13 protein-coding genes and 1 riboswitch are annotated in these 14,110 nt (G+C 39.3%); of the genes, 6 read left to right on the top strand and 7 right to left on the bottom strand.

Going from position 1 to position 14,110, the window contains the following annotated elements; all coding sequences use genetic code 11:
* Nucleotides 1-144: 144 nt before the first annotated feature.
* From cecR to AACQ49_RS16700, 5 genes are read left to right on the top strand one after another with little or no spacing between them, the layout of a single operon-like run.
* Nucleotides 145-843: a transcriptional regulator CecR gene (gene cecR / locus AACQ49_RS16720; protein WP_004247574.1), complete on the top strand. Its 699-nt coding sequence runs from the start codon at nucleotides 145-147 to the stop codon at nucleotides 841-843.
* A gap of 17 nt (nucleotides 844-860) precedes the next feature.
* The gene (gene hlyD / locus AACQ49_RS16715) at nucleotides 861-1,847 is read left to right on the top strand and encodes a secretion protein HlyD (RefSeq protein WP_004247573.1); all 987 of its coding nucleotides are present in this window, start codon (nucleotides 861-863) and stop codon (nucleotides 1,845-1,847) included.
* Nucleotides 1,848-1,867: 20 nt separating this feature from the next.
* Nucleotides 1,868-3,637: an ATP-binding cassette domain-containing protein gene (locus tag AACQ49_RS16710; protein ID WP_004247572.1), complete on the top strand. Its 1,770-nt coding sequence runs from the start codon at nucleotides 1,868-1,870 to the stop codon at nucleotides 3,635-3,637.
* On the top strand, nucleotides 3,630-4,781 hold the full coding sequence (locus AACQ49_RS16705) for an ABC transporter permease (protein ID WP_004244479.1): 1,152 nt from the start codon (nucleotides 3,630-3,632) through the stop codon (nucleotides 4,779-4,781). Before AACQ49_RS16710 ends, AACQ49_RS16705 begins: the two co-directional genes overlap by 8 nt.
* A gap of 15 nt (nucleotides 4,782-4,796) precedes the next feature.
* Complete coding sequence (locus AACQ49_RS16700) at nucleotides 4,797-5,906, top strand: ABC transporter permease (RefSeq protein ID WP_004244478.1); 1,110 nt, start codon at nucleotides 4,797-4,799, stop codon at nucleotides 5,904-5,906.
* Between the two features lie 142 nt (nucleotides 5,907-6,048).
* Here AACQ49_RS16700 and AACQ49_RS16695 read toward each other — a convergent pair whose 3' ends face one another.
* The 5 genes from AACQ49_RS16695 to moaA form a co-directional block, all read right to left on the bottom strand.
* A complete protein-coding gene (locus AACQ49_RS16695; protein WP_004244477.1) occupies nucleotides 6,049-6,759 on the bottom strand; it encodes a Bax inhibitor-1/YccA family protein in 711 nt (236 codons plus the stop codon).
* Nucleotides 6,760-6,953: 194 nt separating this feature from the next.
* Complete coding sequence (gene moaE / locus AACQ49_RS16690; RefSeq protein WP_004244476.1) at nucleotides 6,954-7,415, bottom strand: molybdopterin synthase catalytic subunit MoaE; 462 nt, start codon at nucleotides 7,413-7,415, stop codon at nucleotides 6,954-6,956.
* Nucleotide 7,416: 1 nt separating this feature from the next.
* Entirely contained in the window at nucleotides 7,417-7,662 is a 246-nt protein-coding gene (moaD, locus tag AACQ49_RS16685; RefSeq protein WP_004252141.1) for a molybdopterin synthase sulfur carrier subunit, read from the bottom strand.
* The gene (gene moaC / locus AACQ49_RS16680; protein ID WP_004247569.1) at nucleotides 7,659-8,138 is read right to left on the bottom strand and encodes a cyclic pyranopterin monophosphate synthase MoaC; all 480 of its coding nucleotides are present in this window, start codon (nucleotides 8,136-8,138) and stop codon (nucleotides 7,659-7,661) included. The genes moaD and moaC overlap by 4 nt, the downstream gene beginning before the upstream one ends.
* Nucleotides 8,139-8,179: 41 nt before the next feature.
* Nucleotides 8,180-9,160 (bottom strand): GTP 3',8-cyclase MoaA, encoded by a 981-nt coding sequence (moaA, locus tag AACQ49_RS16675; protein ID WP_004244473.1) that lies wholly within the window; start codon nucleotides 9,158-9,160, stop codon nucleotides 8,180-8,182.
* Nucleotides 9,150-9,299: riboswitch (molybdenum cofactor riboswitch) on the bottom strand. (Overlaps the previous gene by 11 nt.)
* 290 nt (nucleotides 9,300-9,589) lie before the next feature.
* Here moaA and AACQ49_RS16670 point away from each other — a divergent pair.
* Complete coding sequence (locus AACQ49_RS16670) at nucleotides 9,590-10,525, top strand: gluconeogenesis factor YvcK family protein (protein ID WP_004244471.1); 936 nt, start codon at nucleotides 9,590-9,592, stop codon at nucleotides 10,523-10,525.
* A 117-nt stretch (nucleotides 10,526-10,642) separates the two neighbouring features.
* Here AACQ49_RS16670 and AACQ49_RS16665 read toward each other — a convergent pair whose 3' ends face one another.
* Nucleotides 10,643-11,605, bottom strand: coding sequence for a DUF1266 domain-containing protein (locus AACQ49_RS16665; RefSeq protein WP_004244470.1), 963 nt, complete (start codon nucleotides 11,603-11,605; stop codon nucleotides 10,643-10,645).
* A gap of 184 nt (nucleotides 11,606-11,789) precedes the next feature.
* Complete coding sequence (gene uvrB / locus AACQ49_RS16660) at nucleotides 11,790-13,799, bottom strand: excinuclease ABC subunit UvrB (RefSeq protein ID WP_004247566.1); 2,010 nt, start codon at nucleotides 13,797-13,799, stop codon at nucleotides 11,790-11,792.
* Between the last annotated feature and the right edge of the window lie 311 nt (nucleotides 13,800-14,110).

Here is a 14,110-nt window from a genome sequence, read left to right as displayed (position 1 = left end):
ATGTTTTTTTTATTACATGTCATCTTTATTTCATTATTTACTACAAATTTATCCTGTTACTCAATATCATCGAATATACTACTTTCAATAACGACTATTTTAATGTTATTTCTTTGTTACATTTTACTTAAGTAAGGTATCCTTATGCCAGACACACACCAAAAGAAAACTCGAGGGGAACTTGCAAAACGACAGTTATTAGAAGCTGCCTGTGAAATCTTTGGTAAAAATGGGCCTGATGGCGCCACAACTCGCCAGATTGCGCAAGCTGCGAAGCAAAATATCGCGGCTATTGCTTACTATTTTGGCTCTAAAGAAGGGTTATATCTCGCTGTTGCACAGTATATTGCCGATTTAATTCGAATTGATTTTGAACCCACTGTTGCACAACTTGATGATTTTCTTGAAAAACCTAATCCAACAGAGCACTTACCCCTATTACAAAAACTGATCATTGACAGTTTTTTGCAATATGCCCGACTCGTACTTGATAAAAGCAATGTACATATCAGTCGTATTATGGCAAGAGAACAACTTGTTCCCACAGAAGCCTATTCCCTTATCCACCAGCAAGCGTTATCTCCGCTATTAACTCGTGTAAATCGTTTATTAGCACTTTATATTGGCTTAGATCCAACTTTACCAAAAACCATGCTACATACTCACGCTATTTTGGGAGAGGTGCTATCATTTCGATTAGTACGAGAAACCATTTTACGCCAAACTGGATGGGATAGAATTGGTAAACAGGAATATGAAATTATTTCTAATACCTTAAAAGTACATATTACTTTACTACTTGATGGACTAAGAGAGATCTATACTCATAACAACCATGCATAAATATAAATAGAGTTATTATGAAAACGAAAAAAATCAGTGTCTTTATTATCTTAATGATTATTATCGGTATTATCGCAGGTATCTATTATTATGAAGAGAACAAAGATCCTGAGTTAGTACTCTATGGAAATGTTGATATTCGGACGGTTAACTTAAGTTTTCGTGTTGCAGGCAAGTTAGCGGAACTACAAGTTGATGAAGGTGCGCCGGTCACCAAAGGTCAATTATTAGGCCAACTCGATGATGCACCTTACATTAATGCATTAAATAAAGCTTATGGTGAACGTGATAGTGCCATCGCTTCATTAGCCTTAATGGAGGCTGGTTACCGCAGTGAAGAAATTGCACAAGCCCAGTCAGATGTGTCATTAAAACGTGCCGCATGGCAATATGCTGAAAACTTTTATAAGCGACAACAAGATCTTGCTAATCGCAAAGTTATTTCAGCCAATGACTTAGACAGTGCCCGCAATAATCGTAACCAAGCGGCTGCGGCATTAAAAGCAGCACAAGACAAACTCAATCAATATCAAAATGGTTATCGCCAAGAAGATATTGATATGGCAAGAGGTCAAGTACTTCAAGCCAAAGCGGCAGTTGCCCAAGCAGAGCTTAATCTTCAAGACACCAAATTAACCTCACCTGCAGAAGGAACTATACTGACTCGTGCTGTGGAGCCTGGCACTATTTTATCAGCAGGAAGCCCTGTTTTTACTGTTTCTTTAACTAACCCTGTGTGGGTTAGAGCTTATATTAGTGAAAATCATTTAGGTGAAGCGATACCTAATCGCGAAGTGTATCTTTATACCGACAGTCGCAAAGATAAGCCTTATCACGGCACTATAGGTTTTGTTTCGCCAACCGCTGAATTTACCCCTAAAAGCGTTGAAACACCGGAACTACGCACTGATCTAGTTTATCGTATAAGAGTGGTTGTCACCGATGCTGATGATGCATTACGCCAAGGAATGCCAGTGACCTTGAAATTTGCACCGACTCATTAAGTTGAGGAGAGGCAATCAATATGGATAACACAAATTACACCATCAATTTAAGCGGTGTTGAAAAACGCTTTATTGGGCTTGAAAAACCGGCGGTTGCTTCACTCACCGCCACCATTACCGGTGGTTCAGTCACAGGTCTTGTCGGCCCTGATGGTGCGGGAAAAACAACCCTAATCCGCATGCTAGCAGGATTACTAAAACCTGATGCTGGTGAGATCAAAATTTTAGGAATGGATCCGCAAAAACAGAGTGTTGATGTTAGGGCTATCCTCGGTTATATGCCACAAAAATTTGGCTTATATGAAGATCTCACTGTGCTAGAGAATCTCAACCTTTATGCAGATTTAAAAAATGTTATCGGTGAAGAGAGAAAAAGAGTTTATCAACAGCTACTCTCTTTTACTGACTTAACACGTTTTACCTCTCGTCTAGCGGGTAATCTTTCTGGTGGGATGAAACAAAAATTAGGGTTAGCTTGTACTCTATTAGGTAGTCCCAAAGTACTGTTATTAGATGAGCCGGGGGTTGGTGTTGATCCCATTGCCCGTCGAGAGCTTTGGCAAATGGTTCATACCTTAGCCGGTGATGGCATGCTTATCTTATGGAGTACCTCTTATCTTGATGAAGCAGAACAATGTAAAAACATTCTGCTACTGAATAAAGGTGAATTACTTTATAGCGGTGTACCTCAGACCTTAACGGCTAAAATGGCGGGACGCTCTTTTTTACTCAATGTTGAAGGTCATCAGCGTCGAAAAGTATTGCAACAAGCCATTATACAACCTCAAGTGACCGATGGCGTGATCCAAGGGCAATCTGTACGATTGATCTTAAAAAAACACAGTGACCAAACGGCATTGTTAAACGCCTTAGGAAAACCAGATGCAAAACTTATTCCGGCGACACCGCGCTTTGAAGATGCCTTTATTGATTTATTAGGTGGTGGCCCTTCTCATAAATCTGAACTGGCGGAGATCATGCCACAAATCCCCCCAGCACCCGATGAAACCGTTATTGAAGCTCAACAATTAACGAAAATGTTCGGTCAATTTGCCGCCACTGATCATGTTGATTTCCAAGTTAAACGTGGGGAGATTTTCGGGTTATTAGGCCCTAACGGTGCGGGAAAATCGACAACCTTTAAGATGATGTGCGGGCTATTAGTACCAACGAGTGGTAAAGCATTAGTGTTAGGTATGGATCTGAAAGTCAGCTCAGGTAAAGCTCGCCAACATTTAGGTTATATGGCACAAAAATTCTCGCTATATAGCAACTTAAAAGTGGGGCAAAACCTGAAATTTTTTTCTGGGGTTTATGGATTATATGGTAAGCAACAGCGCAATAAAATCAATGATATGATAACCGCATTTGGCTTACAGCCAATGATTAACCAAATCACCGATACCTTACCTCTTGGCTATAAACAGCGTCTTGCTCTTGCATGCTCTTTGATGCATGAGCCAGATATTCTTTTTCTTGATGAACCTACCTCAGGGGTTGATCCTTTAACACGCCGTGAATTCTGGCTTCATATCAATGGAATGGTGGATAAAGGTGTAACAGTGATGGTAACGACTCACTTTATGGATGAAGCTGAATATTGTGATCGTATCGGTTTGGTTTATCGCGGAAAAATTATTGCAGCAGGCGAGCCGGATTCATTAAAACAGATGGTAGCAACAGAAGAAAATCCGACCCCCTCTATGGAAGATGCTTTTATTGGCTTAGTACTGGATTACGATAAAAAACTTGAACAAGAAAATCACCAAGGGAGCGAAAAACATGAGTAATTCGTCTCAATCATCACCTGCACATTTTTCTTGGCGACGTTTATATGCTCTTTGTTTAAAAGAGACTAAACAAATCACCCGTGATCCCAGTAGCGCGCTTATTGCTATTGTTATCCCCCTCACCTTACTGTTTATTTTTGGTTACGGTATCAACTTAGATTCAAGCAAATTAAATATTGGTATACTAACTAACCAACAAAGCCAACCGGCACAAGAGTTAGTGTATACTTTTACCAACTCTCCCTATATTAACGCCACCATTAGCGATAATCGCCAATTGCTTATCGATAAAATGCAAGCCGGAGAAATTCGTGGCATTGTGGTTATTCCTGTCGACTTTGCGCAATTATTAGCCCGACAAGATAGCAAAGCTCCCATTCAAGTGATCACCGATGGTAGTGAGCCAAATACCGCAAACTTTGTACAAGCCTATACCAAAGGGGTTTGGCAAATCTGGTTACAGCAACAAGCTTTAAGTCAAGGCATTCAGCAGCAACCATTAATTGAAATTGAGCCAAGGTATTGGTTTAACCCTGCCGCCATCAGCCAACACTATATTATTCCCGGTGCCGTCACTATTATCATCACCGTGGTTGGGGCTATTCTAACCTCTTTGGTTATCGCTCGAGAATGGGAGCGTGGCACCATGGAAGCCTTACTCTCAACCCAAATTACACGCACAGAATTACTGCTTTCCAAGCTTATTCCTTATCAAGTATTAGGCAGTTTTGTTATGGTGCTATGTATGTTGGTCACTGTCTATATATTAGGCGTGCCTTACCGTGGCTCATTATGGATTTTAGCGGGTATTACTTCACTATTTTTAGCCACTGCACTAGGTATGGGGCTATTGATCTCCACCCTAACTCGCAATCAATTTAACGCGGCAATGATCTCACTTAATGCGGCTTTTTTACCTGCGGTGATGTTATCAGGCTTTGTGTTTGAAATTGATAGCATGCCATTTTTTATTCAAGTAGTGACCTATTTTATTCCCGCACGTTATTTTGTTAGTAGCTTACAGACACTCTTCTTAGCGGGAGATATTCCGATGATCTTAATGCTAGATATGTGGCTATTAATTGTTTCAGCCATCTTTTTTATTGGCTTAACGGCGTTAGCAACACGTCGTCGCTTAGATTAATAAGGGAGAGTTTTTATGTTTCATCGTCTTCTCACCCTGATAATGAAAGAGCTACAGTCATTATTACAAGAGCCGCAAACACGGATTATCTTAATATTACCGGTTATCTTTCAGATGATCTTATTCCCTTTTGCTGCCACCCTTGATGTTACCAATGCCTCTGTTGCTATTTTTGATGAAGACAATGGTAAACAATCTATTGAATTAACCCAACGCATAGCCAAAGCCAGTGCTTTTTCTGAAACCCTATTATTAAAAAGTGAACATGAAATTAAAGAGACGATTAATAATCGTAAAGCCTTGCTATTAGTGCGTTTTCCACAAAATTTTAGTGCTAATTTAGCCAGTCATACTCCGGTAAAATTACAATTAATTCTTGATGGACGTAATTCTAATAGTGCACAAATTGCGGCAAATTATGTACAACAAATTGTGCAAAATTATCAAACAGAATTAGCCGGCGATACCCCATCTTTACTGAATAAAAGCGAATTAGTAGTACGCAATTGGTATAACCCCAATTTAAACTATAAATGGTTTATTGTGCCTTCTTTAGTAGCCTTAATTATCACCATCGGGGTAATGATAGTAACATCACTGTCTGTTGCTAGAGAGCGAGAGCAAGGGACATTAGATCAGCTATTAGTTTCACCGTTATCAACTTGGCAAATCTTTGTGGGAAAAGCGGTTCCTGCCATGGTTGTTGCGGCAGTACAGGGAACCATTGTATTAATTATCGGTATTTTCGGCTATCAAATACCTTTTTCAGGCTCACTGCTATTATTTTACTTTACCATGCTTATTTACGGTTTATCGCTGGTAGGTTTTGGGCTTTTGATTTCCGCGTTAAGTTCAACACAACAACAAGCATTTATTGGTGTGTTCGTATTTATGATGCCCGCAGTATTATTATCAGGCTATATTTCTCCAGTGGAAAATATGCCAGTTTGGTTACAGCAAGCCACATGGATAAACCCAATCCGTCATTTCACCGATATTACCAAACAAATCTACCTCAAAAATGCCGATATTACCGTAATATGGCATAGTTTATGGGCACTGATTGTTATTGCTATTGGGACAGGCTCTATTGCCTATTATCTTTTCCGCAGGAAGATAGTATAAAATCTGTACCTTGATAGATAAGAATAAACATCTCACGCTATAAATAACGACTTGCTGCCCGTATTTTATAAATACAAAAAATCCCATAACTGAAGAGGTTATGGGATTTAACTATGCGGTTATTAAACGACGCAGTTTATGATTAACGACGATCGCCTAAAATACGCAGTAACATTAAGAACAGGTTGATAAAATCTAAATAAAGCGTTAATGCACCCATAATTGAGTAACGGCGCATATTTTCTTTATCTTCTTGATTAATTTCGCTACCCATATCCTTTAATTTTTGTGTGTCATATGCGGTTAAACCAGCGAAAATCAGTACACCTGCGTAAGAGATAACCATGCTCATCATGCTGCTTTGCATAAAGATATTAACAATAGAAGCAATGATAATACCGATAAGCCCCATAAACAGGAAGCTACCCATCCCAGTTAAACTACGTTTAGTGGTGTAACCATAAACACTTAATGCACCAAACATTGCCGCACAGATAAAGAAAGTGCTAGCAACAGAGGAGTAAGTATAAACAATTAACACACTCGAAATAGTGACACCTGTTAATGCGGAATAGAGCATAAAGAGGGTTGTGGCAAGCGCACCACTCATTTTATGTACCATACCGGATAATATAAAAACTAATGCTAATTGAGCGATAATCAAACCGAAGAAAAAGATCTTATTAGTGAAGATCATCTCAATTAAAGTCGCGCTGGATGCAACATACAGAGCAACAAATGCAGTAAGTAACAGACCTACTGTCATCCAGCCATACACTTGCGCCATAAAGGTTTGTAGACCTGTACCAGTGCGCTGTACGATTGAATCATTTGAACGTGAAAATCGATCCATGATGATTACCCTTTAATCATAGTGATAACGTTGAATTTAACGATAACGTTTATTTCAGTAAAGAGCCCATTATGGACTCATTAGTGATTAATTTTATCACACTAATGTTACATTTCCACGAAATAAACTGTATAGAATGTCACCGTAAAATAAATTTAAGTAAAGTGATGTTGTCTTTGATTTCACTTGATGAATTATTCCCAACGCTTAGCTGAATCATAGTCACTTTGGCGAGCATCAACCCATCTATCTTGGTTAGCTGATAGCCCCTCTTTTTTCCAAAAAGGTGCGCGCGTTTTTAAAAAATCCATAATAAATTCTGCGGATTCAAAAGCACTATGGCGATGTGCGCTGGTCACACCAACAAACACGATCTCTTCACCAATATTTAATTGGCCAACACGGTGGATAACGCTGACTCTTTGTAAAGGCCAACGCGCGCGTGCTTGCTCAACAATGTCATTTAACGCCTTTTCTGTCATACCAGGATAATGCTCTAGAGTTAGCGTATTAACTTCATCACCTAAATTATGATTACGCACTTTTCCTGTAAAAGTGACGACCGCACCATCACTTTCACACTCTGACAACCATTGATATTCATCACCAACATTAAAATGTTCGTTTTGGACTGATATACGGGTCAATGTACTCATCTTAGCCCCCTGTTACAGGTGGGAAAAAAGCCACTTCATCACCGTCTTTAATGGCATAAGTGCCTTGAACAAAGGATTGATTTACCGCGGATAACAATTTGCCATCTTCAAGTGCTAATGCCCAACGCTCGCCTTTGTTAATTAAAGCACGGCGTAAATCATCCACTGTTGGATAATCATTTTGTAATTCCAGTGAATCAACACCCACTAATTCACGCACTTGGGCGAAAAAAAGAACCTTAATCATGCATCCACCTTAAAGTGTCCCGATTTACCACCGGTTTTTTCTAATAAACGCACAGATCCTATGACCATATCTTTTTGTACTGCTTTGCACATATCATAGATAGTCAATGCGGCCACTGATGCGGCAGTGAGAGCTTCCATTTCAACCCCCGTTTTACCTGTTAAGCGACACACTGATTCAATACGCACACGATTTGAGTCTGTAAGGGCTTCTAAATGGACTTCAACTTTGGTTAACAGCAATGGATGACATAAAGGAATTAATTCCCATGTTCTTTTGGCTGCTTGAATACCCGCAATACGTGCGGTAGCAAAGACATCTCCCTTATGGTGTCGACCTTCGGTTATCATTGCTAAGGTTTCTGCTGACATTTCAACAAAGGCTTCTGCTCGCGCTTCACGTACGGTTTCAGCTTTGGCGCTAACATCCACCATATGCGCTTCACCGGCAGCATTAATATGAGTTAGTTGAGACATGCACAACTCCTGAAATTAACTAAATAACAGAGCGAAAAAACTTATCCACCAATCACAGAAAGATTAGGGGTAATACCACTATCGCCCTGATGAAGAAAATGTGTTTCTCTTTTATGAAGAAGTCCACCCTGAATACGCTGTTGTAGAGCTTGTTGTTGTGCATCATCAGCCAATAAATCGCGTAAAGGAATACCATTTTCGCCAAATAAGCAAAGATGAAGATTACCAATCGCAGAAACGCGTAAACGGTTACAGGTGACACAAAAGTCTTTTTCATAAGGCATGATAAGACCAATTTCACCTTGATAATCAGGATGAGTAAAGACTTGAGCTGGCCCATCACTACGGGCGCGAGGAATTTGTAGCCAACCTTCGTTAAGTAAACGTTGGCGGATCACTTCACCAGATAAATGAAAGCGATTAAAAACATCACTACCATCACCAGTTTCCATTAGTTCAATAAAGCGTAGTTGTATCGGTCTGTCTTTGATCCAATGGAGAAAATCAGGCAAGTTTTTATCATTTACGTTGCGCATTAGCACAACATTGACTTTCACTTTGTCATAACCTGCCGTAAAAGCAGCGTCTATTCCTTCCATCACTTGATGGAATTTATCTTGCCCGGTAATGGCATGAAATTGGCGGGGATCTAAGCTATCAACACTGACATTTATCGCACTTAGCCCCGCATCACGCCATTGTGCAACATCACGGGCTAAACGATAGCCGTTCGTTGTCACGGCAATCTTTTTAATGGCTGGGTTTTCATTAATGGTCGCGATAATATCAGTAAAATCTCGACGCATCGTAGGCTCACCACCCGTTAAACGGATTTTTTCTGTGCCTAATTCAGCAAAAGAGTGAGTCAGTCGGCGGATTTCATCCAGTGATAGAAAGGACTTATGACCATTTGGCTTGTAGCCATTAGGTAAGCAGTAAGTGCAACGGAAATTACACACGTCTGTGATTGATAGACGTAAATAGAAAAATTTGCGGGAAAACGCATCAACAAGTTGTTGCATAATAACACCTTTCCAAATTCGGGAGATGCGGGCATTTCTACCGTGCACCCTGGTGACTTAGTTAGTCACGGCCAGAACATCATATCCTTTGGATAAAGCTTGTTGACTTAGATGTTAAGGCTAGGAGTTAATCTTTACCTGTTTTTAACAGGTTCTTATACCAATATTTTATGTGTGGATTTTACCTGTTTATTTAATAAAAAGCGAATATTGTTTTCGTTATATAATTTACAATACAACGACTTACAACACTTTTTTTATTTTTATTCTATTTACACTCCCCCTTACTCTTCCCTTTTATTTGTCTAAATAACCAGCAATCGATACTCATTCAAGATTAAGAATGTGATGAAATCACGCCGTGATCATAGGCTTAAATTATAATTGTGATAAATTAGCGGCAAATTTTTAAAAGTGAGTAAGACAATTATGCGAAATCGCACGCTAAGTGATTTAGATCGTGTTGTAGCCCTTGGTGGAGGTCATGGCCTTGGACGTGTGCTTTCAGCACTCTCCTATTTAGGAACTCGCCTTACGGGGATTGTCACGACAACAGATAATGGTGGCTCCACGGGACGTATTCGTAAAGACGAAGGCGGTATCGCGTGGGGAGATATGCGCAATTGTATTAATCAATTAATCACAGAGCCTTCCGTTGCTTCTGCGATGTTTGAATACCGTTTCTCAGGCACAGGAGAGCTTGCTGGACACAACTTAGGTAATCTTATGCTAAAGGCCTTAGATAACTTAAGCGTTCGCCCATTAGAAGCAATTAATCTTATCCGCGGTCTACTTAGAGTCAATGCTCATCTTATTCCTATGTCAGAACAAGCGGTTGATTTAATGGCCATTGATGATGAAGGAAATGAAATATATGGCGAGGTCAATGTAGATAATTTACCGAGGATGCCTCGTCAATTAAAACTCTATCCAGACGTCACCACCACACGAGAAGCCATTGAAGCCATTGAGCAAGCTGATTTAATTTTAATTGGCCCGGGCAGTTTTTTTACCAGTTTGATGCCTTTATTGTTGCTACCTGATTTAGCTAAAGCATTACGTCGTAGCAGTGCCACTACTATTTATATTGGTAATTTAGGTAAAGAGCTTAGCCCTGCGGCTGCAAGTATGACGATGTCAGATAAAATCGCCATGATGGAAACCTATATTGGCTTACAAACTATTGATGCCGTGATTATTAGTCCAGAAACACAATATGAATCAATGAAAGGACGATTGATTGTTCAAGCGCAATTAGAGGCGAAAGATATTCCTTACCGTCATGATAGGCACCTATTAAGTAAAGCTATTGAATTAACACTTCAGCAATTAGGTCAACGTAATACCGCTTGTACAGCGAGTTAATCGTTATACCAATCAAAAAACCGCACTAAAATCATTATCTATCTCAGTGCGGTTAATTAGTCTTTATTAGATTATTTTTTTACTTTAACTGTGTAATTTTGTTTTACAAATAGACAATTAGCTATTAAGTGTTTTTAAAGTAATGCGTTCGCTGATCATTTCTTCTATTTCAGCCAGTGTCATAGGCACATCATTTTTCATAAAACCTAATCCAGCTACGGCTCGTGTAAAAGACATTAAATCTAATGGCGGTAGCTCCATCACCCAGTTTTCTTCTGTCGCTAAGGTATTTTCTGCTTTGAGTATATTTTGTACGACATCGGAAAATGTTTGATGTGATGATGCCCAATTTTGATCACCACTTGCCCATAACCAACGAGTAGCAATAAAGTTTTGCCACATATCTTCCCAACCATCATAAATACGACGTAGCATTGATGCACTCATTAATGACCATGTTTGTGCTTCTTGCTGGGTAATATAACCTTGTTGGCAGCCTTCTAAGCAAAGCTTGTTAAAACGACAAAGATCCCAAATAAGATATTTTACATTTTGGATATTCATTCGATTGGTGTTCATCATATCGATTTGCCATAAACGTTCATTTTTATCATTTTCAGTTAAATCAGATAATAAAATATCGTTTTTTAATGATTGAATATCTTCTTCTTTGCCATTCAAAATCTGGTCACGTAACTGGTAAAAGTCATTGGTATGACCTTGAGTCAGCAACCAAAATAATTGGTAGATTAAATCCCACCGATCATTAACTCCCCAAGCCGCTGATAGCCCACCATCATCTTTACCTTGATTATATTCGTTATATGCCCACTCATTCATTACCGCATAAGGGGCTGCGACATATAATCCCCATTCTTTGGGTAATAACTGATTTACTGGGCTTTCTGTTGCTGGAGACGATAAAACGGGCTCAGGCTCTGTTGTTGCTGGCATTGTAGCAGTGGGTAATTTATTGTCTTGCAATGCAAATCGTAACCACTTAAAAAGTATCACGAGGAAAAAACCACCAATAATGACTCCTACAGAGCTTGGAAACCCTGCATACACATAACCACTCATTCACTATCCTTAATGTCTTTTTTATCTTTGTAAATCATTGACTGTTTGTTAGTTGTAATATTTAAACAGTTGATTGCCAGGAAGGGAATAACAAAATAGATAATAATTGACAAAGAGAGAACAAAAAAAGAGCGCTATAAAAGCTATAACGCCCTTTGTAAGCCTATCTACTTACATTTTCTTATTAAGAATTAGCAATAAATTGCGCACGCAAAGTTTGTAATTTATCCCGTGTTTGAGCCGCTTTTTCAAATTCAAGATCTTTAGCATGTTGATACATTTCCGTTTCTAAGCGCTGAATTTCTTTTTCTAATTCAGCCGTAGAAAGTAATGGATAATCTTCATGAGTATCAACCGCTTTATGTCCTTTCTTATTACGGCCTTGAGTCGGTTGACCAATCTTAAGAATATCACCAATTTTCTTATTCAAGCCTTTTGGCACAATGCCATGTTCAAGGTTAAATTGTTGCTGTTTTTCCCGACGACGTTCTGTCTCACCAATGGCTTTCGCCATAGAATCTGTTATTTTATCGCCATATAAAATAGCTTTACCTTCAAGGTTACGAGCAGCACGACCAATCGTCTGAATAAGCGAACGTTCTGAACGTAAGAATCCCTCTTTATCTGCATCTAAAATCGCCACAAGAGAGACTTCGGGCATATCTAACCCTTCACGAAGTAAGTTTATCCCCACCAGCACATCAAATTCACCTAGACGTAAATCTCGGATAATTTCAACCCGCTCGACGGTATCAATATCTGAGTGCAAATAACGTACCCGTTCACCATGCTCTTCAAGATATTCGGTCAAATCCTCCGCCATACGTTTTGTTAATGTTGTCACTAATACACGTTCATTTTTAGCTGCTCGTATACGTATTTCTGATAATAAATCATCAACCTGTGTGGCAACAGGGCGAACTTCAACCACCGGATCAAGTAAGCCTGTAGGTCTAACCACCTGTTCTACAATGTCATTACCTGATTTTTCTAGCTCATATTTTCCCGGTGTTGCTGAGACATAAATGGTTTGTGGTGCTAATGCTTCAAACTCTTCAAAACGCAATGGACGGTTATCCAATGCAGAAGGCAACCGGAAGCCATATTCCACTAACGTCTCTTTACGTGAGCGGTCGCCTTTATACATGCCGCCAATTTGCGGAATAGTAACGTGTGATTCGTCAATCACTAATAACCCATCAGCAGGCAAATAATCAAATAGCGTTGGTGGTGGCTCACCAGGCCCACGACCAGAAAGATAGCGAGAGTAGTTTTCAATACCTGAGCAATACCCCAATTCATTCATCATTTCTAAATCAAATTGAGTGCGCTGGGTAACTCGCTGCTCTTCAACCAATTTATCATTGGCTAATAGCACCTTACGTCTTTCAGCTAGCTCCTGTTTGATTTTTTCCATCGCATCCAGAATACGCTCGCGCGGCGTAACATAGTGGGTTTTAGGATAGACGGTGAAACGTGGCACATTGTAATGAATTTGTCCTGTGAGAGGATCAAATAGCGATAAACGCTCAACCTCTTCATCAAATAATTCAACACGTAAAGCGTAGTCATCAGATTCAGCAGGAAAGATATCGATCACTTCACCACGGACTCGGAAAGTACCGCGCTGAAAAGCCTGATCATTGCGGGTATATTGCAAATCAGCAAGTCGGCGTAAAATCGCACGTTGGTCAATAATCATGCCATTGCTTAAATGTAGCATCATTTTTAAATAGCTATCAGGATCACCCAAACCATAAATAGCTGAAACTGAAGAGACCACAATAACGTCTTTACGCTCTAAGAGTGCCTTTGTAGCCGATAGACGCATTTGTTCGATATGTTCGTTAACAGAGGCGTCTTTTTCAATAAAGGTATCGGAGCTTGGCACATAGGCTTCAGGTTGATAGTAGTCATAATAAGAGACAAAGTATTCCACCGCATTTTCAGGGAAAAACTCTTTCATTTCACTATAAAGCTGTGCAGCTAGCGTTTTGTTTGGCGCTAATACCATAGTAGGACGATTTAGGTTAGCTATCACATTGGCAATAGTGAAGGTTTTACCTGATCCGGTTACCCCTAATAAGGTTTGGTGAGCAAGCCCATCTTCTAACCCTTCACATAATGAAGCGATAGCAGTAGGTTGATCACCACCGGGTTTAAATTCTGAATGCAGTTTAAAAACTTTGCTCATATTCTTATCTCCTCGCAGACACTCCTTATGATACTGGATAAAAATCCAGCTTCAATCTCTATCTTACAAAAAATAATCTGAATAACGGATTTAAGTTATCCCCAGATTTTAATCAAAAAGTTTTTTAAAAAATCAACCCCTTATTTTAGGGATAAATCACTGAGAGTAAGTTGACGCTTTCGCACTATTGATTTTATTTAACTTATTAATAATAAACAATAAAAAATAAAAGTTGAGAATAACACCAATCTTTAGCAATGCCTTGTATTCTCTATATTTGGCGTATTTTTATTATGGTAATACACAAGGTT

The organism is Proteus sp. G2675 (assembly GCF_963886535.1).
Taxonomy (GTDB): Bacteria; Pseudomonadota; Gammaproteobacteria; order Enterobacterales; family Enterobacteriaceae; genus Proteus; species Proteus mirabilis.
The sequence above is the reverse complement of the archived record's forward strand: the minus strand, read 5'-3'. Positions and strand labels throughout refer to the sequence as shown.

Coding starts and splice junctions, on each gene's coding strand:
- hlyD (WP_004247573.1), top strand. CDS start 861: ATGAAAACGAAAAAAATCAGTGTCTTTATTATCTTAATGATTATTATC.
- AACQ49_RS16710 (WP_004247572.1), top strand. CDS start 1,868: ATGGATAACACAAATTACACCATCAATTTAAGCGGTGTTGAAAAACGC.
- AACQ49_RS16705 (WP_004244479.1), top strand. CDS start 3,630: ATGAGTAATTCGTCTCAATCATCACCTGCACATTTTTCTTGGCGACGT.
- moaD (WP_004252141.1), bottom strand. CDS start 7,662: ATGATTAAGGTTCTTTTTTTCGCCCAAGTGCGTGAATTAGTGGGTGTT.
- AACQ49_RS16695 (WP_004244477.1), bottom strand. CDS start 6,759: ATGGATCGATTTTCACGTTCAAATGATTCAATCGTACAGCGCACTGGT.
- AACQ49_RS16700 (WP_004244478.1), top strand. CDS start 4,797: ATGTTTCATCGTCTTCTCACCCTGATAATGAAAGAGCTACAGTCATTA.
- AACQ49_RS16670 (WP_004244471.1), top strand. CDS start 9,590: ATGCGAAATCGCACGCTAAGTGATTTAGATCGTGTTGTAGCCCTTGGT.
- AACQ49_RS16665 (WP_004244470.1), bottom strand. CDS start 11,605: ATGAGTGGTTATGTGTATGCAGGGTTTCCAAGCTCTGTAGGAGTCATT.
- moaC (WP_004247569.1), bottom strand. CDS start 8,138: ATGTCTCAACTAACTCATATTAATGCTGCCGGTGAAGCGCATATGGTG.
- moaE (WP_004244476.1), bottom strand. CDS start 7,415: ATGAGTACATTGACCCGTATATCAGTCCAAAACGAACATTTTAATGTT.
- moaA (WP_004244473.1), bottom strand. CDS start 9,160: ATGCAACAACTTGTTGATGCGTTTTCCCGCAAATTTTTCTATTTACGT.
- cecR (WP_004247574.1), top strand. CDS start 145: ATGCCAGACACACACCAAAAGAAAACTCGAGGGGAACTTGCAAAACGA.
- uvrB (WP_004247566.1), bottom strand. CDS start 13,799: ATGAGCAAAGTTTTTAAACTGCATTCAGAATTTAAACCCGGTGGTGAT.